Origin of the sequence: Croceivirga lutea (assembly GCF_014235875.1) — a bacterium.
GTDB classification, from domain to species: Bacteria; Bacteroidota; Bacteroidia; order Flavobacteriales; family Flavobacteriaceae; genus Croceivirga; species Croceivirga lutea.
Genome location: NZ_JACJUK010000007.1, coordinates 12151 through 34035, shown reverse-complemented (window position 1 = coordinate 34035; position 21885 = coordinate 12151). Strand labels below are relative to the sequence as shown.

Annotated in this window: 17 protein-coding genes; 6 read left to right on the top strand and 11 right to left on the bottom strand. The window is 35.5% G+C overall.

The window, feature by feature from the left end:
- Positions 1–2 precede the first annotated feature (2 nt).
- The 3 genes from H5V42_RS12540 to asnB all read right to left on the bottom strand — a co-directional run bounded on the left by H5V42_RS12540 (position 3) and on the right by asnB (position 4914).
- Positions 3–1007 (bottom strand): DUF6588 family protein, encoded by a 1005-nt coding sequence (locus tag H5V42_RS12540; RefSeq protein ID WP_185783522.1) that lies wholly within the window; start codon positions 1005–1007, stop codon positions 3–5.
- Positions 1008–1078: 71 nt separating this feature from the next.
- Positions 1079–3022: a DNA topoisomerase (ATP-hydrolyzing) subunit B gene (gyrB, locus tag H5V42_RS12535; protein ID WP_185783521.1), complete on the bottom strand. Its 1944-nt coding sequence runs from the start codon at positions 3020–3022 to the stop codon at positions 1079–1081.
- 218 nt (positions 3023–3240) lie between these two features.
- Positions 3241–4914, bottom strand: a complete 1674-nt coding sequence (gene asnB, locus H5V42_RS12530; RefSeq protein ID WP_185783520.1) for an asparagine synthase B — start codon at positions 4912–4914, stop codon at positions 3241–3243.
- A 241-nt stretch (positions 4915–5155) separates the two neighbouring features.
- Here asnB and H5V42_RS12525 point away from each other — a divergent pair, with 241 nt between their 5' ends.
- On the top strand, positions 5156–5680 hold the full coding sequence (locus tag H5V42_RS12525) for a DUF2911 domain-containing protein (protein ID WP_185783519.1): 525 nt from the start codon (positions 5156–5158) through the stop codon (positions 5678–5680).
- A gap of 46 nt (positions 5681–5726) precedes the next feature.
- Here H5V42_RS12525 and H5V42_RS12520 read toward each other — a convergent pair whose 3' ends face one another.
- The gene (locus H5V42_RS12520; protein WP_185783518.1) at positions 5727–7352 is read right to left on the bottom strand and encodes an amidohydrolase; all 1626 of its coding nucleotides are present in this window, start codon (positions 7350–7352) and stop codon (positions 5727–5729) included.
- Between the two features lie 48 nt (positions 7353–7400).
- Positions 7401–8477 (bottom strand): OmpA family protein, encoded by a 1077-nt coding sequence (locus H5V42_RS12515; RefSeq protein WP_185783517.1) that lies wholly within the window; start codon positions 8475–8477, stop codon positions 7401–7403.
- Between the two features lie 200 nt (positions 8478–8677).
- Between H5V42_RS12515 and H5V42_RS12510 the strand changes: the two genes are divergently transcribed.
- Positions 8678–9091, top strand: coding sequence for a hypothetical protein (locus tag H5V42_RS12510; RefSeq protein WP_185783516.1), 414 nt, complete (start codon positions 8678–8680; stop codon positions 9089–9091).
- On the opposite strand, the gene H5V42_RS12505 is transcribed toward H5V42_RS12510, so the two are convergent.
- From H5V42_RS12505 to H5V42_RS12495, 3 genes are all read right to left on the bottom strand, one after another.
- Positions 9088–10170 carry an OmpA family protein gene (locus tag H5V42_RS12505; RefSeq protein ID WP_185783515.1) on the bottom strand — a complete coding sequence of 361 codons (1083 nt, stop codon included), beginning with the start codon at positions 10168–10170 and terminating at the stop codon, positions 9088–9090. The two genes, H5V42_RS12510 and H5V42_RS12505, sit on opposite strands and share 4 nt — an antisense overlap.
- Positions 10171–10233: 63 nt before the next feature.
- Positions 10234–11976, bottom strand: coding sequence for a TonB-dependent receptor (locus H5V42_RS12500; RefSeq protein WP_185783514.1), 1743 nt, complete (start codon positions 11974–11976; stop codon positions 10234–10236).
- A 16-nt stretch (positions 11977–11992) separates the two neighbouring features.
- Positions 11993–15007: a tetratricopeptide repeat protein gene (locus H5V42_RS12495; RefSeq protein ID WP_185783513.1), complete on the bottom strand. Its 3015-nt coding sequence runs from the start codon at positions 15005–15007 to the stop codon at positions 11993–11995.
- 324 nt (positions 15008–15331) lie between these two features.
- On the opposite strand from H5V42_RS12495, the gene H5V42_RS12490 reads away from it, so the two are divergent.
- Together H5V42_RS12490 and ppgK are read left to right on the top strand one after the other, a co-directional pair.
- On the top strand, positions 15332–16015 hold the full coding sequence (locus H5V42_RS12490) for a cell division ATP-binding protein FtsE (RefSeq protein ID WP_185783512.1): 684 nt from the start codon (positions 15332–15334) through the stop codon (positions 16013–16015).
- Positions 16016–16102: 87 nt separating this feature from the next.
- Positions 16103–16864 carry a polyphosphate--glucose phosphotransferase gene (gene ppgK / locus H5V42_RS12485; protein WP_185783511.1) on the top strand — a complete coding sequence of 254 codons (762 nt, stop codon included), beginning with the start codon at positions 16103–16105 and terminating at the stop codon, positions 16862–16864.
- A gap of 52 nt (positions 16865–16916) precedes the next feature.
- Here the strand turns inward: ppgK and typA are convergent, their stop codons facing one another.
- Both typA and H5V42_RS12475 read right to left on the bottom strand, forming a co-directional pair.
- A complete protein-coding gene (gene typA / locus H5V42_RS12480; RefSeq protein ID WP_185783510.1) occupies positions 16917–18716 on the bottom strand; it encodes a translational GTPase TypA in 1800 nt (599 codons plus the stop codon).
- A 75-nt stretch (positions 18717–18791) separates the two neighbouring features.
- Positions 18792–19379, bottom strand: a complete 588-nt coding sequence (locus tag H5V42_RS12475) for a hypothetical protein (RefSeq protein WP_185783509.1) — start codon at positions 19377–19379, stop codon at positions 18792–18794.
- Positions 19380–19476: 97 nt separating this feature from the next.
- On the opposite strand from H5V42_RS12475, the gene kdsA reads away from it, so the two are divergent.
- A complete protein-coding gene (gene kdsA / locus H5V42_RS12470) occupies positions 19477–20295 on the top strand; it encodes a 3-deoxy-8-phosphooctulonate synthase (RefSeq protein ID WP_185783508.1) in 819 nt (272 codons plus the stop codon).
- Here kdsA and H5V42_RS12465 read toward each other — a convergent pair.
- Positions 20292–20663, bottom strand: coding sequence for a DUF1801 domain-containing protein (locus tag H5V42_RS12465; protein ID WP_185783507.1), 372 nt, complete (start codon positions 20661–20663; stop codon positions 20292–20294). The genes kdsA and H5V42_RS12465 overlap by 4 nt on opposite strands.
- Positions 20664–20764: 101 nt before the next feature.
- Between H5V42_RS12465 and H5V42_RS12460 the strand changes: the two genes are divergently transcribed.
- On the top strand, positions 20765–21880 hold the full coding sequence (locus tag H5V42_RS12460) for an Sb-PDE family phosphodiesterase (protein ID WP_185783506.1): 1116 nt from the start codon (positions 20765–20767) through the stop codon (positions 21878–21880).
- Positions 21881–21885: the final 5 nt, after the last annotated feature.

Sequence of the window (21885 nt, the reverse complement as noted above, 5' to 3'; positions counted from 1 at the left end):
ATTTATCTAAACCCAAAATTAACTCCTAGGGTTGCTGTGCTAAATTCTGCCAAGTTATAGTCACCGTGAATTCTAAAGAAACCTAGTTTTAATTTAAAACCAAAGTTTGCCGTTACTCCACTTACATCATTAGACACTGTAAAAGGGTCTTCGTAGGTGGTTTGAAAAGGACCTGAAGTTACTCTGTAAGTTCCTAAAATATCTGTTTCAGAATTGCCTGTAATATACCCCATACCGCCATAAAAATTTATAACCGGCAGTTTAGTTGATACCACAGCATTAAAAGCCCAAGTTTTAATCGAAGCATCAATACGTTGGTTTTCACCTTCAATTCCGCTAGCATCTGTAAAATCGTACGTACCAGATAAGTTGGTATAGCCTACCAAGCCAGAAACTGCTATTGGCAACACCTTATCAGCCGGCAGCAATTCTGTGAACTCATATTGTAAACCGGCTCCGAACAAACCAATTTCTGCACTGTCGTCAAAATTTAATTTAGGCAAAAAGCGTGCTTTTACTTCTAAACCTTTTATCAATCCAACACTAGCTTGCACAAAACCTGAGGGCACAAAATTAAAATTCTCAGAGGCCAACCCTGAAGGAAGTTCGAACTCTTCTCTAACTAGTCCGTTTTCATCTTCTACGAAAACACGCACACCTTCAATATCTCCTAAACCAGTCGATACCATTTTAGAAGTGCTACCATCCACAAATTGAATATTCTCGTAATCTGCGGTATTTAATTCAAAAGCTTTTTTGTCTTCTTTGTTTTTAAAGCCCGTAATGTTACCTATAATAGAAACTTCAAAACCAGCAAGGGGTTTAGACTTACCACTGTTATACCAGCCATTTGATATGCTGTAGATACCTGCTTCTGTTACTGGCGCCATATAATCATTAGCGAATCGCTCTGCATCATTTAATCCTGATACTAATAATTGGTTTAAATCTTGTGCCTTGGTCATTGCGAATGAGAACAAGGCGATTAATAAGATTACTCTTTTCATTGGTTGAAATTTTCTTTAAACTAAAAACCCCAACGTTTCCGTTGGGGTTTTTGTTGTGATGAAGCTGTAATCTATACATCAATATTTGCATAAACAGCGTTTTTCTCAATAAATTCTCGTCTAGGTGGTACTTCATCACCCATTAACATAGAGAAAATACGGTCTGTTTCTGTGGCATTTTCAATAGTTACCTGGCGCAATGTTCTAAACTCAGGATTCATTGTAGTATCCCACAATTGTTCGGCGTTCATTTCACCCAAACCTTTATAACGTTGTATGCCTACACCTGAACCTCCCATTGATTCCACGATTTCATCTCGCTCTTGATCATTCCAAGCATAACGTTTTTTACTACCCTTTTTAACCAAATACAGCGGAGGCGTTGCAATAAAAATATGACCAGACTCTATTAGCTCTCTCATATAACGGAAAAAGAAGGTTAGAATCAAAGTTTCAATGTGGCTACCATCTACATCGGCATCACACATAATCACAATTTTATGGTAACGCAATTTATCAAGATTCAAGGCTTTACTATCTTCTTCTGTACCAATAGTTACCCCAAGCGCTGTATACATGTTTCTGATTTCTTCGTTTTCAAAAACCTTATGTTGCATTGCTTTCTCAACATTTAAAATTTTACCACGTAATGGTAAAATGGCTTGAAAATTTCTATCTCTACCCATTTTAGCCGTACCCCCTGCAGAGTCACCCTCTACTAGGAATAATTCGCAATTTTCTGGGTCTTGGTCAGAACAATCTGAAAGCTTACCTGGCAAGCCGCCACCCGTCATAGGGTTTTTACGCTGTACCATTTCACGAGCCTTAGCTGCCGCATGGCGCGCTTGAGCTGCTAATTTTACTTTTTCTACTATTTGCTTAGCGTCATCTGGATGCTCTTCTAGATAATCTGTTAGCATTTCAGAAACTGCCTGACTTACCGCACTAGTCACCTCGCGGTTACCTAGTTTGGTTTTTGTTTGACCTTCAAACTGTGGCTCAGCAACTTTTACAGATACAATAGCGGTTAATCCTTCCCGGAAATCATCTCCAGAAATTTCAAACTTTAATTTATCTAATAAACCAGAAGCATCAGCATACTTTTTTAAAGTAGAAGTTAAACCTCTTCTAAAACCAGAGAGGTGGGTGCCCCCTTCATGAGTATTAATATTATTTACGTATGAGTGTAAATTCTCTGAAAAACCAGTATTGTAAATCATCGCAACTTCTACTGGAATTCCATTCTTTTCGCCTTCCATTGCAATTACTGTCTGAATAAGCGGGTCTCTTGTTCCATCTAGAAAACGAATAAATTCTTTTAACCCTTCTTCTGAATGAAAGGTCTCGTTTATGAATTCTCCTTTTTCATCTTTATTACGCTTGTCTGTCATGGTAATTGTAATACCCCTATTTAAATAGGAAAGCTCACGCATACGATTAGACAAGGTTTCGTAATTATATTCTGTTGTTTGCGTAAAGATGGTATCATCTGGAACAAAGGTTACTATGGTACCTGTTTTGTCGGTTTCACCAACACTCTTTACAGGATAAAGTGATTTTCCTTTTTCATACTCTTGCTCCCAAACTTTACCATTTCTATGTACAGTTGCTTTTAAGTGATTTGATAAGGCGTTAACACAAGATACACCAACCCCATGAAGACCACCAGATACTTTGTAGGAGTCTTTATCAAACTTACCCCCTGCACCAATTTTGGTCATCACCACTTCAAGGGCAGAAACCCCTTCTTTCTTGTGTAAATCAACTGGGATACCTCTACCATTATCTTCAACAGTAATGGAGTTATCTTCGTTTATAGTAACATGAATGGTATCACAATGCCCACCCATGGCCTCATCAATAGAGTTATCTACAACTTCATATACTAAGTGATGTAAGCCTCTTGTGCCAACATCTCCAATATACATGGAAGGACGCATTCTTACGTGTTCCATACCTTCTAAGGCCTGAATACTATCCGCAGAATATTGTCCTTTTTTTGTCTCTTCGCTCATAATTTTATAGCTAGGTTTTTCTATGATTTAGAAATCTCACAAATATACGAAAAAGCCAGTGGTTATGCCCGTTAAGCAATAATTGAAGCTGTTAAGTTATTAACAAAAAATAGCTGTTTTATCAACGATTTCTTAATGTTGACTTAAATACCTTTTAAAACAAGAAAACCTTGCTTCAAATAGATTGAAACAAGGCCTTACAACTAGATATATTCTAATTATTTTACATAAGCATCTTCGTGAACATTTGCCACCGCTCTACCAGAAGGGTCGTTCATGTTTTTAAAGGCTTCATCCCATTCTAAGGCTATTTGTGTACTACAAGCTACAGAGGCTTCTTGTGGAACGCTTAATGCAGCTGCATCTGAAGGAAAATGCTCTTCAAAAATAGAACGGTAATAGTATTCTTCTTTAGAAGTTGGGGTTTGAATTGGAAATTTAAAGTGGGCATTTGCCAGTTGCTCATCACTAATTTCTGCTTCTACCAACTCTTTTAACGTATCTATCCAGCTGTAGCCAACTCCATCTGAAAACTGCTCTTTCTGTCTCCATGCTACGCTTTCTGGAAGGTATTTTTCAAAAGCTTTACGCACTACCCATTTTTCCATACGTTCACCTTTAACAATCATTTTATCTTTAGGATTCAAACGCATGGCAACATCCATAAATTCTTTATCTAAAAATGGCACTCTACCCTCTATACCCCAAGCTGCTAAAGACTTGTTAGCTCTTAAACAGTCGTACATATGCAGTTTGCTTAATTTACGTACGGTTTCTTCGTGAAATTCTTTATCGTTTGGTGCCTTATGAAAATACAAGTAGCCGCCAAATAATTCATCTGCTCCTTCACCAGAAAGCACCATTTTTATACCCATAGATTTGATAACTCTTGCCATTAAATACATAGGCGTACTGGCACGAATGGTGGTAATATCATAGGTTTCTAATTGATAAATTACATCTTTGATAGCATCTAAGCCTTCTTGGATGGTAAATTTAATTTCATGATGTACGGTACCAATATGGTCGGCTACTTTTTGCGCTGCAGCTAAATCTGGTGAGCCTTCTAATCCTACCGAAAAAGAATGTAGTTGTGGCCACCAAGCATCACTTTGGTCGTCTGACTCTATACGTTTTTGTGCATACTTTTTAGCTAAAGCCGAAGTAACCGATGAATCTAAACCTCCTGACAACAATACACCATAAGGCACATCTGACATTAACTGGCGGTGTACGGCATCTGCCAATGCATCATGCAAATCTTCTATGCTTGTCTCGTTATCTTTTACATTATCATACTCCATCCAATCTCGCTGATACCATCTTACAAATTCACCTGTTGAACTATGCATATAGTGACCTGGAGGAAACAATTCAATTTTTGTGCAGGTGCCTTCTAAAGCTTTAAGCTCAGAGGCTACGTAAAAGGTTCCGTTTTTATCCCACCCAATATATAAAGGAATAATACCCATATGGTCTCTTGCAATAAAATACTCATCTGTTACAGTATCATAAATTGCAAAACCAAAAATGCCGTTTAAATCATCTACAAAATCAACACCTTTCTTTTGATATAAAGCCAAAATTACTTCACAATCTGATTGTGTTTGAAACTCATAATTGCCTTCAAATTGCTTGCGAAGTTCTCTGTGATTATAGATTTCACCATTTGCAGCTAGAATTAGTTTACCGTCAGGACTAAATAATGGCTGCTTACCAGATGCTGGGTCTACAATGGCTAAACGTTCATGAGCTAAGATTGCTTTGTCGTCTGCGTAAATACCGCTCCAATCTGGTCCGCGGTGACGTACTTTTTTAGACATCTCTAACAACTGTGGTCTTAGACTATCTGAACTTTGCTTTAAATCAAATGCGCATACAATTCCACACATATTTCAAGTATTTAATTTCAAATTAGATGACAAAAATGATTTTATAATAACATATATAAAACATAAATCACTTTAATGATTACTAATTAAAACTTATTTTTAATTATTTTAATATTTATGTAAGTACTACTAGCATAAAAAAATTAATTTAAATTAAAATGGAAGTTGAAAATTTAACTTCAATTTAAGGCATACAAAGTGTATTGATTTTAGTTTTGACGATTCACCAAATAAAATATTCATGAAAAAACTAGTATTAAGTTTAATAGTTTTAGTTGCTTTTGCAACTGTTGGCTCTGCACAAGAGTTTAGAGATATCGATAAAAGTCCGGCAGATATTGCTGCTTACCCTGTTAAGTACAATGTATCTGATAAAATGGTACGTGTAATTTACAGCAGACCACAACTAAAAGATAGAGCGGTTTCTGATTTAGCTCCAGAAGGTAAAGTTTGGAGAACTGGTGCCAACGAAGCTGTTGAGATTACTTTTTATAAAGATGCAACTGTTGGCGGCAAAAAAGTAGCAGCCGGAACGTATTCATTATTCACTATTCCTGGTGAAAACGAATGGACAGTTATTTTAAATTCAAATTTAAACCAATGGGGAGCGTATTCTTATGACAGTGCTGCTGATGTAGCCAGAGTATCTGCTGCTGCTTCAACAGCTGATGAAAGCTTAGAAGTATTTTCAATTACTTTTGATGATGAGGGCACCATGCATATGGGTTGGGGTACAACACGCGTAAGTTTACCAATGTCTTTCTAATTACCTAATAACATAAAATAAAAAAAAGCCTCAGAAGAGGCTTTTTTTATTTTACACGTTCACCTTCAACAAAAACCTGTTCTGCTTTAATCAACGGAATACTATCTGTAGAAACGGTCATAATATCATGACTCAATACCGTAAAGTCTGCTTTTTTACCTACTTCGATACTACCCTTTTCATTTTCTTCAAAATTAGAATAAGCCGCCCAAATTGTCATACCCTTTAAGGTTTCTTCTCTACTTAAGGCATCTTTCATTTGAAAACCTCCTGCCGGAAATTTTTCTAAATCTTGTCTTGCTACCGCGGCATAAAACGTTAGAAACGGACTTACCCTTTCTACAGGAAAGTCTGTACCTAAAGCAACAATACCCGCCTTATCTAATAGTGTTTTGTAAGCATAGGCGCCTTTAACACGAGTACCTAATCTGTCTTCTGCCCAGTACATATCACTAGTGGCATGGGTAGGCTGAATAGAAGGTATTACTCCTTTTTCAAAATAATCAAAATCGTTTTCTGTTAATACTTGAGCATGTTCAATTTTCCAACGTCTATCCTTTTTACCTTCCAAAGCTTTTTCATAAGCCCTTAATGCAACAATATTAGCAGAGTCTCCAATGGCGTGAGTATTCATTTGATAGTCAGTTGCCGCAATACGCGCTGCTAAACTTTCCATTTTATCGGCTGGAGTAATCATTGCTCCAAAATGGCCTTCATGGTCAGAATATTCTTCTTTTAACGCAGCACCTCTGCTTCCTAAAGCTCCATCACCATACACCTTAACTGAACGAACATTTAATCGATTAGTTTTAACTATACCTTTGTCTAAATAGTAATCCAAATTCGCTTTGGTATTGCTAACCATAGCGTATACCTTAATTTTTAAATCTCCTACTTGTTGCAGACTGTCGATAAGCTCAATTACATCTTTGTTTAATCCTGCATCATTTACTGTTGTTAATCCATAATCAAAACAGATTTCTTGAGCTTCTTTTAAGGCTTGAATTTGAATTTCTTTACTTGGTTTGGGTAACACCGCATCTACTAATGCCATTGGTGCATCTACCAATACCCCAGTGGCATGACCACTATTTTCTCGAATTATTTTACCCCCTACGACAACAGTAGTCTTATCAATACCAGCCAAATTTAAGGCTGCATTATTTACCAAATACGCATGGCCATCAACGCGCTCCAAAACAACCGGAATATTGGCAAACATTTTGTTGAGTTCTAAATTGGTAGGAAACTCTTTAACGGCCCAATCATTTTGGTCCCAACCCCGACCTTGTACCACGGTCAAACTAGGATTGTTATCATAAAAACTTTGAACACGGTCTAACACCTCATCAAAACTTTGTGTTCCTACCAAATCAACCACTTGCTGATTTAGTCCCAAGCCATAAAAATGACAATGTGCATCTATTAGTCCTGGTACAATTGTTTTACCTAAGGCATCAACCAGACTATCACTTTTAAAATCTTCAAAAAGGTCTGCATTTGCTCCTACACCAACAATTTCACCATTTTTTACCGCTATACAACATGCTTTTGAAAAGGTGGAATCTACCGTATAAATATTGGCATTATGAACTATATAGTCAACTTCTTGTTTAGGGTTACAAGAAACCCCTAACACAAGCAGCACTAGGGGTAATATTAAATTTTTCATTTGCGCTTGGTTTTACCCAAAAATACGCATTAAAAAGAGGTTTTTATACTAATCTTCAAAAGTTGTCATCACGAATTCAACTCTTCTATCATCTAACTTATTTTCTTTTATTTTACCGTTACGTAATGGTTTTTTAGAACCCATTCCTTCCCAAACAATTCGGCTTTCATCAATGCCCATTTTTTTAAGATATAAGGCTACGGCTCTTGCTCTAAGTGAAGAAACAAATTGATTGTATTCTGGGGTACCTGAATTATCTGAATGCCCAGTTATCTTCATTTGTACTTCGGCATTATCTTTTAAATACTTAAATATCTTTTTTACGCTCGCAATAGCCTCTTCATCCATTTCAAAACCCTTTGGTTCAAAAGGATTACGCTCTAAAACATAAATTTTATCTTTTTCAAAATTTACTCTTGGTAAAGCTTCTAGTGAAAAGTCATCAACAAAGTAGTAAGAAAAGTCGCTATTCTCTATTTCTTTTTTGCTTAAGATGTCTGAATCTTTATTGGGTTTAAAATTTCCGAAAACCAAATAGTTCTCATAACCTTTAGAGGTGAACTCACCCGTTACGGTAACCCAACCATCTTTATTAGCTAAGGTATTATCAGCTGTTAAGGCAACTTCTTGAAACTGCATGCCTTCAACCAAATCTAAACGAGATGGAGACAACACCACACTATTGGGTATACGTGCTTTATTATTCAAAAGCATTATCGATAACTTACTAGAAGAAATGGTAGCGTTATCCGCTAAATTTACCTTAAATTTTATCTTATAAGGAATACCTTCTTCTAAAGTTTGAGCAGTTTGTAATTGAAGATATTCACGATAATCATTTAATGCATAATAATAAAGGCCTGCGTATGCAGAACCTTCTGCAGGTTCTTGATTTCCCATAAAATTGTTAGGTATAGCATAATTGCCAGTTCCACATTTATGAAAGTAATCAGCGGAACTTGACGTTGGCTGACTTACATCTTCTACAAAATTAGAAATGTTAACTCCTTGCTTTGGACAAGTTGTATACTGTTCAAAACTCGGATTTAATATCAAGTCTTGGGCAGATAAACCAAAAGCAAAAAAACTAAATATGAGGGTAGGTAGCGTAGTTTTTTGAAACATAGGCGTAAGATTTGTTGATTAAAATGCTAACGCTCAGCTTTTTAATAACTTATACAAAGTGTATGTATTTGTTGTGAGCGCCATAAAATATGTGGTAAACACAAGTAAAATTGCCGATTTTAACCGCTTGTCGAAAATGCCTAAAAACCAGCAATAACAGTAGTTGAATACCGTTCTAAAAGTCCCAAATCAAGTTAACCATGAAGATTTACCTACTACCTATTTTGGTAATAACTTCACTTTTTAGTTATGCCCAGCACCATGTTAAGGGCCGTATTGTAGACGATATGGGCTTTCCCATATTAATGGCATCTATTACACTTAGCAATTCTGAAAATATAGCCTATTCTGATTACGAAGGTAATTTTGAATTGGAAAGCGATAAAGATTTTTATTGGAAAATTGAGATTGCCTCAAAAGGCTATAGTACTGAAACTTTTTATGTGCTTAATGCAGGAAATACAGGAGACATTGCATTAAGTTACGAGTTAAATTTGGACGAAATTCTAGAAAACGGAACGGGTTTTTTAGATTTTAAACTAATTAAACCTAAGCTTTTTTACACCCAGTTATTTCAACAAAGAACCAAATATTTGCTAAATAAAACGCTTTAGTTCTCAATTTTTGTTTGACGTAAAGTAAATTCTGCCCTTCTATTTAATTGCCTATTTTCTTCTGATGAATTTGGTTTTAACGGTTTGGAGCTTCCGTGACCAAAGGTTGCAATTCGGGTTTTTGGAATAGCCCTTTGCAAAAAATAACTTTCTATAGCTTTAGCCCGTTGACCAGATAATTTTTGATTGTAATCCTCGGTACCATAATCGTCTGTATGCGCATGAATTTCCAATGTAAAATCTGGTTTTGCAATAAGCGTTTTATACAAGCCATTTAATTCTACCTTGGCCTCTTTGGTTAGTATAAACTTGTCAAAATCAAAATGGATGTTTTTAAAAGTATAAACAGAATCTTTTTTAAACTTATGAATAACAGAAGTTGAGTTTTCTGCATTTTTAAGCTCAACCAAGTCTATATAATAGTACGCACCTTTTTTGTATTGTTTTCTTTTGGCTTGTTCTTTACGAGTTGTTTTGTTATTTCTAAGATTTCCCAAAATGAGGTAATTTTCAAAACCTGAAGCAATAAATGTAGTTTCTAATTTTATCCAATTGCTTCGGTTTTTATGAAACTCATTTTCATGTATTTCAAATTCTTGAAATTTCTTTTTGGCACGAAATAATTCGCCTTTAGAAAGGTTTTTTTTAGTTTTTAAATCAAGTTTTTCTTCACTTAAAACCACTCCAAAGTCCTTGATTGCAAAATCAGACCCCTCTGCTAAACTTATGTAAAATGAGAGGTTGTATTCTTGATTTTCTTCTAATTGATAATGCAATTCTGCCTGTAAATATTCTCGATAGTCTGCTGGTGCAATAAAGTAAATACCTGCATAGGCATTGCCGTCTACTGGTTCTTGTTCTCCATTGAAGTTTTGTGGTGCACCCATAACGGTACTACACTTATTAAAATAATCTGATGTTCCACCGCTGGGAGTACTCCAAAAATTTACGTGCTTTGCAAATGTTCCAAGGTCATTTGGGCAATCTAAATAGTCTTCAAAACTCGGATTCTTTACTAAGTTCTGAGACCAAACCACTATTGAACTAAAGAAAATGACTAATTGTAGAACTACTTTCATGCAGTTCTAAATTACATATTTTAAAAACCTTTGTTGTTTTCTCTTCTAAGTTTATAGAAAATCTTAGAAATCAAATTTATAAGAAAGACCTGCTAATACTTGAAAACCTTGAACTCTGAAGTTTCGCCAACGTTCATAATTGGTATTTGCCAAATTACTCGCTCGAGCATAAATAGAAAGTTGGTCATTAAATCGATACCCTAAATGGGCATTGGCATCAAAAAAACCATCAAGGGTAACAATCTCTGATGGAAATTCGTTAGCTGGCGTTTCCGCTACGGCGGTAGCCACTAAATCTTCTCTTTCACCTACATAAAACAAATTAGCTCCCGCATACCATTGTTTGGTTATTTGGTAGTCTAAAAATAGTGATGATTTAATATTCGGAAGATTCCATGCCGGATTATCAGTCTCTGTAGAATAGTTGTATACTTCTGCATTAAGACCAACGGTGAAATTTCTATTGACATCTACATTTAGTTCAGCAAACAACCCTAAAGTTCTTACATCATCGTAAAATACCTGAAATGAATTACCATTTGCATAACCTTCTTCTGCTCTAACTTCATTTCTAGGATTTAATAGAAAAAGTGGTAGTCTATTTTCTGCGGTGTACGATGCTTTTACATTATAACCAAGGTTTGTTAATAATTGCCCCTTAATACCAGCATACCCAATATATTGTTGGTCTGTTGGTTGTATCTGTAAAGTTGGTGATACATAAGGATTACCCTCCACCAAATCGAAATACGAGTTTTGTTTTAAATCGCCTTCTAAACCTCCATACGCAATAACGGTTTCGTCAACCAATCTATATGATGCGGTTATTGCGGGATAGATATAAAAACTACCACTGCTGTTTTCAATATCCATTCCGTAAACAAAATTTGCACCAAGATTAAGCGTTAAATCGTCTCTTAAAACCAGTAAACTTGGACTTGCCCCAGCCTGAAAATGACCGTAATTAAACGCTCCTGTATTAGTAGTTTCATTTAAACTATTAGCACCAAATTTACCCCCAACATAATCTAATTTAACAGCTAAATTTACCCATTCATTCGTAATCGGAAATTCAAACTTAGGTGTCAGAACAACTCTGTTTTCTCCAGAATCAAAATCATCTTGAAAACGTCTAAACAGCAACTCACTTCCCTTAAAAAATGAGTCTTCTAGATTCAATTGTGCCTTAGCCTGCCCCATTAAATAATTTTGAGTTTCGTCTATAGCATCAACTTGTTCTTGAGTAAACACAAAACTTTCGAGACCATACCAATTATACAATTGATGTTGTAGGCTTATTGATGCACCCCAATCCCAGTCCCTGTCTTTTTTAACATAAGAAACATCCAATTTGGTGTCATAAAAATTAGTCTCTAGAGGTGTGGTGTTGATATCTCCTCTAGACGAAAAATGACTTAACCCCACATCCAATAAATCTTCACCTCTATTAAATTCTCTACTGGTATAAAAATCTACCAAAGCATTATTAAAATTTCCTAGACCAACCGAAGCATAAGAATTATACAATGTTGGTGGTGGTGTTTTTTCCACTTTAGCCGCCTTGCCTTTTGCAGGGGTAAAGGTTGACGCTACTGGCACAGAAAATATACTGTAGGTAATTGGTTTTTTTTGGAGCACAATAGAATCGTTTAAACTGGGTGCAGTTTTAATTTTAAAGGCATCTGAAACGGTAGGGGAATATGGCTTTACAACCGTTACCGTTTCAGTGCCAATATCATCTGTTTCTTGGGAAAAACCCAAACAAAAAAGGCTCGAAAATATAGTGGTGATGATTAATTTTTTCATGTTCTACGCGTTGCAATTAATTGGTCTCGATTGATGAATTTGTTTGGGATTCTCTTGTTTTTATAACCGTGAGTTCTGCCTCAGCTTCAGCTGTTATCTCAGGAAATTCAGCGAAATTCTCTAACACACTTTCTAAAATATAGGTAGCTTGAAAAGCATCATCTAAGGCATAAAAGTTTTTAGCCATGATTACTAAACCTTTTCCGCCCCACTTTTTATAAGATGCATAATCTTTTGCTAGTCTTTGAACGGAAGTATTGGAAGCTTCATAATCACCATTCTTATTTTTAAAATACGCATCGTAATACCAAGCTTCAGCCGCAGTTTCTCCTGTAGCTATACTTTTTACCTCAGCAAATGCTGTTTCTGCTAATTGCTCATTACCTGTTGCAATGGCCGACCTCGCCACCATAATTTGGGCATCACTTTTAATTCTATTATCAATACCTGAAACAGCCAACACTTTGTCTGCATAAGCAAGAGTGTTTTGATAGTCTTTTTGCTCGTAATACCCCTTCATTAAATTGGCAAGTGCAAAGGTTTTGTTTTGAGAAATCTCAGAAACGGCTTCTAGCTTTTTTAAATATGGCATTGCATTTCTGTAATCAGATTTACTCACGTAAATTTCACTCACTCTTGTCAAGGCCTGTTCTGTATATTCTCCTGCTGCGCTATCTGCTACAATTTTGAACTTGGCTAAGGCTTTATCTTTATCGCCTTTAGCAAAATACAGTTGCGCTAAATTAAAATTTGCCTCTAAGGCTTGCATCCCATTAGGGAATTGTCTTAGATAATCTTCATAACCCCTTATTGCAGCATCTGAATTACCTTCTATATACTTTCTATCAGCGGCTTCATAACTTGCTGTTTCTAATTCAGCATCAGTAACCTCAACAAAATCCAAAGTTCTCGCCCAGTCCGCATATTCACTTACCCTACCTAAATCAACATAAACCAGTTTTGCTTGGCCAACAGCTTGTTTTGCTTCGGGTGTATTTGGATATTTACTTACTACACCCTTGAATTTTCTAAGTGCAGCTTCTCCCCTGTTTTCATTATAATGCACAAGACCTTGACGCAATAATGCCCGTGGCGAAAATTTACTAGTGCTATACTCCTTAATTAACTGGTCATAAATCTGAATTCCTCTAGCTGCGTTATCTGCTTTTACATACGTATTGGCCAATTCAAATAAAGCATCATCTCTATAAGATGATTTTTTATACCTGCTTATAAACTCATTTAAACCAACAATCTTTTGTTCGTTATTACCTAAAAAACCTTGGCTTATTGCTTTTTGAAATGCTGCATAATCACGTTCTGGACCATTCAAAGTCGATGCCCTTTCGTAAGCTGCTATCGCATTTTTATAGCTACTGGTAACAAAATAACTATCCGCCAAACGCATATAACTGTCGGCAACAATTTCTTGTGTTGCAGAAACTGAGTTTGTTACTTTCTTAAAATTGGTAGCTGCATTAGGGTAATCTTTAAGTTTAAAATAGCAATACCCTAAATTGTAATCTAGATTTTGATATTCTTCTGTTTGCGATGCTACACTATTGTTTTTAAAAGCATTGTAACCTTTAAGCGCTGCTTCAAATCTATTTAAACGAAAAGCAGATTCTGCATTCCAATAGTTTGCTTTAGCTGTGTAAACAGGATTTTCTGATTTTTTTAAAGATTTAGAAAACGCTACTAAAGCCTCCTCATAATTGGTATTTATAAAAAGTTCTACTCCTCTGTAATAGGCAACTTTTTGATAGACTTCTGCACTCGCATAACTTGAATTTTTTTCTAGCAATTCCATAGCACCTTCAAAATTTTTAGAAGTGATGTAGGAATCAACTAATAAATTTTGAATTTCTTCTTGGTGCTCATCTTTTGGATACTTTTCTAAATAAGTACTCATTACCTGGGGTACAGGCTCATAGGCATTACCTATTTCATAGCTTAAACGGGCATAATTTAACCAAGCGTCTTTTTCAATTTCTTCACTAAAATTCATTTGCGAAGCATTTCTAAACGCATTTAAAGCCTCTGGCTTTTTGTCTAGTTTTAGATAACACTCTGCAAGATGATAATAGGCGTTTTGCGCCACACTGTTGTTACCATCTATAATTTTATTAAACTGTCCAATGGCACTTTCATAATCACCCAGCTTGTAAAAACTGTATCCCAATAAATAAAAATCAGTATTACTAAACCTACCTTTTTTACCCCTGTATTTTTGAAGGTACGGTATGGCTTCTTGGTATTGTTCAAGGTTAAAATAACTCTCACCAATGATTTTGTTGAGTTCTGATTGCTCTCTACGATCAGACTTTTCCATTTGTTGTTGGGCCATTTCAATAGCTTTCTCAAAGTTTCCTGATTTAAAATTGAGGTCTGCCTGATAATACGCCATTTTTTCCTCCAAAATTTTTGGGTCTGTTATCTCGTCAAAACTTTGACTGGCAGTATTGTAATCATCTTGCTCATAGGCAATAAAACCCAAATAATATTTTGCTTGAGAACCATATTCCTGCGAACTCTCTACCCGTCTTAAATAGCGTTCTGCTTCATCTGGCCTGTTAGATTGATAATACGCATAGCCACTATTAAAATTAAAACGCTCCATGTCTTTTCTAGACATACCAGATTGGTCAACTTTTTTGTACCACTTTAAAGCGTAGGGGTATTTACCGGTTTCAAAATAATAATCACCAACATCCATAAAAGCAGAATTGCGTTTAGTAGAAGTTGGGTAGCGTTCTACAAAATCTTCCATTTGCTTATCTGCGCCACGTTGCCCTAAACGTATGGCTGCATTTGCAGAAAAGTAGGCACTATTAGCTTGAGTTTCGTAGTCTGTAGTTTCTGACCCTACCTTATCAAACAAAGATTGTGCTGCCTGGTATTGTTGATTATTATATAAGGCTAAAGCATCTTGGTACGCTTTATTTGAATGGTTATATACTTGAGTTTCTTGAGAAAAACCAAGGGTACATACCAAACCTACTATAATAGTTATAGTGTTGCTTATTTTCATGTGTTCTCTTGTTGTTCTTTGATGGCTTGAATTTGATTATAAATATGAATTCAGCAATTTTAAGCAACGCTTAAACCGCATCTTTATCAGTATTCATGTTTTAAAGTTGAGTAGAAGTTTCTCCAAATTCAAATTCATAACGTCAAAATTCGCGCCAAAGTATGCACAATTGATAGAATACCTATGTGTTTTTATGGTTTTGATTGCTGTTTACTTAGTATTTTTGAATAGCACAAAGTTTTATAAATATTCTTAAAAACAAGTCTTGTTCTCTAATTTTTGTCATTTGAAGATAGAAATATAGAACTGCTAAAAAAACAATACATGCCAGAGACCATTGTCAAACTACAAGATGCCGCTATTTACCAAGATGATAATTTGGTTTTAAGCAATGTTACTTTACAGGTTAAAAAAGGAGAATTTGTTTACATCATTGGTAAAACCGGGACGGGTAAAAGTAGTTTTATGAAGACTCTTTATGGCGATTTACCGCTGCGCGAAGGTGAGGGAAATGTTGTTGATTTCGATTTAAAAAAATTGGAAGAAAGTAAAATTCCATTTTTACGTAGAAAACTAGGTATTGTTTTTCAAGATTTTAAACTACTACCAGACCGAAACATAAATAACAACCTAAAGTTTGTATTAAAAGCTACGGGGTGGAAAGATGACTCTAAGATGGATGCTAAAATAGAAGAGGTTTTAGATAAGGTAGCTATGAAAACCAAGGGCTTTAAATACCCTCACGAATTGTCTGGTGGTGAACAACAACGTATAGCCATTGCAAGAGCATTATTAAACGACCCCGAATTAATCTTAGCAGATGAGCCCACAGGAAATCTTGACCCACAAACCAGTGTAGAAGTAATGAAGGTGTTGCAAGAAATTAATGAGAGTGGTAGAACTATAATTATGGCTACACATGATTACGCTTTAATTCTAAAATTTCCGCATAAAACTATTAAATGTGACAACAGTAAAATGTTTGAGGTTATACAAAAAGCTATTTAATTACGTTGATAACTAAAGTATAAGCCAATCATTCGCTACTAAACTACCTCCTTATTTTTTACTTAATTTGTTTAAAACATCATATTTATGAATCTTCTTGGAATTGATATAGGCGGCTCAGGAATGAAAGGCGCTTTGGTTAATGCCGAAACTGGCGAAATGTTAACAGAGCGATTTAGGGTACCCACACCTTCGTCCAAAAAACCAGAAGATATGAGTAAGGTCATCAAAAAAATTGTTGACCATTTTGAATATGATGGCCCTGTTGGATGCGGTTTTCCTACCATTGTAAAAAATGGTGTTTGTACGTCTCCAGGAAATTTACATAAAAGTTGGGTTGGTGTAAATATCGATGAACTTTTTACGAAAGCAACCGGTCATGAATTTACAGTACTTAACGATGCCGATGCTGCAGGCTATGCTTCTATGAATTATGGTATAGGAAAAGGTAAAGAAGGTTTTGTACTTTTTATTACCGTAGGTACGGGTTTAGGTAGTGGTGCTTTTTATAATGGTAAGCTACTTCCTAATTTTGAGCTGGGTCAAATACCCTACAAAAAGTATTCAAAAATTGAAGATTGGGCCTCATCAAGAGCAAAAGAAAATGAAGATTTATCCTATGACAAATGGGGTAAAAGATTCAACAAATTTTTAAGTATTGTTGAATTATTAGTGAATCCAGACTTAATGATTGTAGGTGGTGGAATTTCTAAAAAATGGAATCAATTTGAACACCGTATTACCATTGACACCAAAGTATTAAAAGCAGAACTAATGAATCATGCAGGAATTATTGGACCTGCTGTGGCTTGTTTACATGAAAAACACCACGGACATCTACAACTTTAAATCTCTAAAAAATTAGGAATAAAAAACCCGGTTTAAAACCGGGTTTTTAGTATTATGCATCTTTATTACGTTTTCTATCTACCTCTTTAAGGTGAATCTTACGTAACCTTATATGATTAGGGGTGACCTCAACCAATTCATCTTTTTGAATATATTCTAAAGCCTCTTCTAAAGAGAATTTAATTGCTGGTACAATTTTAGCTTTGTCATCTGCACCTGCCGAGCGCACGTTAGAAAGCTTTTTAGTTTTGGTTACATTAATCGTCATATCATCTTGACGTGAATTTTCTCCAATAACCTGCCCCTCATAGATATCTTCTCCTGGGTCTATAAAAAACTTTCCTCTTTCTTGTAACTTATCAATAGAATAGGGTATTGCGGTACCATTTTCCATAGACACTAAAGAGCCATTAATTCTACCTGCAATCTCCCCTTTATAAGGTTGATACTCTAAAAAGCGATGTGCCATAATGGCTTCACCTGCAGTTGCAGTTAATAATTGGTTACGCAAACCTATGATACCTCTAGAAGGAATTATAAATTCACACAGCATTCTAGAGCCCTTAGCTTCCATACTAACCATGTCTCCTTTTCTTTTAGAAACCATTTCAACTGCCTTACCTGAAACTTCTTCTGGTAAATCAATAGTTAATTGTTCAACTGGCTCACATTTTACACCATCTATTTCTTTGATGATTACCTGCGGCTGACCAATTTGTAATTCGTAGCCTTCTCTACGCATGGTTTCAATTAATACAGATAAATGTAAAACGCCACGACCAAATACCATAAACTTATCGGCACTATTGGTTTCTTCAACACGTAGTGCCAAGTTTTTTTCTAGCTCTTTTTCTAAACGTTCTTTTATATGACGAGAGGTAACAAACTTTCCATCTTTACCAAAAAACGGACTATCGTTAATGGTAAATAACATACTCATTGTTGGTTCATCTATAGCAATAGTTTTTAACGCTTCCGGATTTTCTAAATCAGCAACAGTATCACCAATATCAAAACCATCCATACCCACTAGTGCACAGATGTCACCAGTTTGTACGGTTTCTACCTTTTTTCGTCCTAAACCATCAAAAACATAAACTTCTTTTATTCTAGATTTCATAGTAGAACCATCACGCTTTACTAACGTAACTTGCTGCCCTTCTTTTAAGCTACCTCTTTGCAAACGACCTATGGCAATACGACCTGTAAACGAACTAAAATCTAAAGAGGTAATTAACATTTGGGTATTACCTTCTGTAGGTTTAAATTCAGGTATATGCTCCAAGACCATGTCTAACAGTGGAGAAATATCTTCTGATGGGTTTTGCCAATCTTCACTCATCCAACCGTTCTTTGCTGAACCATAAACTGTTGGAAAATCTAATTGCCATTCTTCTGCACCCAACTCAAACATTAAATCGAACACTTTTTCATGCACACCTTCTGGGTCACAGTTTTCTTTATCTACTTTATTTACAACCACACAGGGTTTTAAACCTAAGTCAATTGCTTTTTGTAGAACAAAACGCGTTTGCGGCATTGGGCCTTCAAAAGCATCTACCAATAATAAAACCCCATCTGCCATGTTTAAAACACGCTCAACTTCACCACCAAAATCGGCGTGACCAGGGGTATCTATAATGTTAATTTTTGTGTCTTTATAAACCACAGAAACATTTTTAGAAACAATGGTAATTCCGCGCTCACGCTCTAGGTCATTGTTATCTAAAATCAAATCGCCTTTATTCTCGTTTTCACGAAATAACTGGCAATGGTACATAATCTTGTCAACCAGCGTAGTTTTACCGTGGTCAACGTGCGCTATAATAGCAATGTTCTTGATTTTCTGCATCTTCTGATAATAAGCGGGCAAAATTACATCCTTTTTTTTGGATAACGCACCCTACACTAAATAATTAACGAGAGGTTAATCTTCTTTCCAGTAAACAGATTTTGATTTTCGTTTAGTGGGCACCCATCCAAACTTAAAAGAGAACATAGGTCCTACACCAGAAGGCACGCCATCACCCCTGTAATAACCGGCCCCTAATTCTGCGTTTATTTTAAATCCTTTTTCTGTGGTTCGCTGTAAGCCGTACACAAAACCGTAAAATCCGATATTAAAGTCGTTAGGCCCATCTATATTGGTAAGCACACGTAATTGCGAAAAGTAAATGGCCTGCGCAGCAGCAAAGTAATTGCCAGAATTTCCGGCAATTTCTTTATCCATTTGAATTCTTCTTTTGAAATTATGATAATACCGATACCTAGTATTTACCGCACCTCCAAACAAATAGCCTTCGTTATATGTTGCTAAACCGAAACCCAAGCCTCCACTTACGGTCTGATTCTTAAATAGACCCAGCTCAAAGTCAACTCCAGGCATAAGCAAATTAAAGGTTAGTTGCGCTGCCTCAACCTGTTTTGGTTTTTTGCCTTTTTCTTCAAAACTAAATTGGGCAAGACATAGTTGAAGACAAAATAAGCTTAAAACTATTGGTAGTATTTTAGTCATTAGTTAGATTTTCACCCAATTTAAATGTCACTTTTTTAGTTTAGATACTGATTAATAAAATTTTAGGGAAAAAGTATCTTTGTAAAAATTTGTTCCTATGAATCTTGCATTAGTTCCGCAGCTAAAACATACCAATTCTAATAATTTCTTTTTACTATCTGGTCCATGTGCCATTGAAGGTGAAGATATGGCCATGCGTATTGCAGAACACATCGTAGAGGTGACCAACAAATTAAAAATACCTTACATATTTAAAGGCAGTTTTAAAAAAGCGAATCGTAGCCGTATAGATTCATTTACCGGAATTGGAGATGAAAAAGCACTAAAAATCTTAAAGAAAGTGTCTGAAAATTTTGAAGTACCCACTATAACAGATATTCATGAAATTTCTGATGCGCAATTAGCTGCAGAATATGTAGATGTATTACAAATACCCGCTTTTTTAGTACGTCAGACAGATTTGGTTGTAGCCGCTGCAGAAACAGGTAAAGTAGTCAACCTCAAAAAAGGGCAATTTATGAGTCCTGAAAGCATGAAACACGCAGTTACAAAGGTTACCGATAATGATAACGAACAAGTTTTAATTACGGAGCGTGGTACCATGTTTGGCTATCAAGACATGATTGTTGATTTTAGAGGCGTACCTACTATGAAACAATACGCACCAGTAGTACTAGATGTTACCCATTCTTTACAACAGCCCAATCAATCTTCTGGAGTAACAGGTGGTAGACCAGCTTTAATTGGTACTATGGCTAAAGCAGGAATTGCTGCTGGCGTAGATGGTTTATTTATGGAAACTCATTTTGATCCCGCAAATGCAAAAAGTGATGGGGCAAATATGCTCGATTTAAGCTTATTAGAAAACCTGTTAACGCAGTTGGTAGAACTTAGAGCTGTTGTGAATACGTTTTAGTTTTTAGTATAAAAACTGTCATCTTTTCTAGAATAAGCTTCTTGGAGTACTTCTGAAAGTATACCATCATCAATTGCTTCAAGTGAAGAATAACGAAGTGATTTTACTACCTTTCGTTTTTCTGTATACATATGTTCCAAATGCTTGGTAAGGTGAGCTGAATTCCAAAAGGCCACATCTACAAATGAACCTTTATGTGAAGCATTTAGGTAACAAATAGGTTTTTTACCAGCATAAAAACAAGGTATTCGCCATTTGTATTTCATAGCTACATCCGGAATCACACTTTCTATTACCGCCTTAACATGTAGTAGCATACTCCTATAAGGTTCGGGCTGATTTAATATGTATTCTTCTGCTGGGTTCACCTTTAAACAATTAAGATATTATAATTTAACTATTTAGAAAAGTAGGTGATTAAAAATACAAAGACAATTGAAATAACTTTATACTGTTAAAACCAATTCTAATGAAAGCTCATATAAGTATTCTATTTCTGTTTTTTGTTTTTACCTGTTTTGCACAAAACCACAAACACACTTCAAATGGTGAATTATTGTATCCTAACATTCCGGGATATACAACTTTAAAAACAGACCTACACCAACATACAGTTTTTTCTGATGGTAAGGTTTGGCCAACAATTAGAGTACATGAAGCATTACGAGATGGTTTAGACGTAATTTCTCTTACAGAGCATTTAGAGTATCAGCCACATGCAACTGATATACCTCATCCTGACCGTAATCGTTCATTTGAATTGGCAATTGCAGAGGCTAAAGACCATGATTTATTAATAGTACATGGTTCTGAAATAACTAGAAGAGCTCCTATGGGGCATAGTAATGCACTATTTATTAAAGACGCTAATCCGCTCTTACATCCTAAAGATTCAGTAAAACCATTTGTAGAGGCTAAAAAACAAGGTGCTTTTGTTTTTTGGAATCACCCAAATTGGTCAGCTCAATCCCCAACCGGTAACCCAAATTATAGCCAATTTCACAAAGATAGAGTTGCCAATAATGAACTTCATGGAATAGAAGTTATTAATTCTGGTTATTACGATAAAGAATCTTTAGAGTTAGCCCTCAAAGAAAACTTGGTTATCATGGGTACAAGTGACATACATGGTTTAATAGATTGGGATTATACGGAGAAAGGTAATTCTAGGCCCATAACACTGGTGTTCGCAAAAGAAAAATCAGAAAAAGGTTTAAAAGAGGCACTATTTAATGGTCGAACGGTTGCTGTTTTTAATTCTCTTTTTGTTGGAAAAGAAGAATTTTTAAAACCACTTATTAAAGCTTCCATAACAATAGAAAATGTGCATTACGAAGGTAAGACTCAAATACTAGCCTTAACTCTAAAAAATAATTCTAGTAGCGATTTACAGTTTCTAAATAAAATGAATTATAGCTTTTATGGTGAATCTCCTTTATTTACCGTACCTGCAAAAGGAGAACTTGTTTTAAAAGTAAAAACGCTAGAAATATTGAAAAAACTAGATTTGAAACTTGAAGCTATTGAAGCTTTTATTGCACCTGATAAAAACCCAATTATTGACTGGGAAATTAAAGTTGAATAAGACTT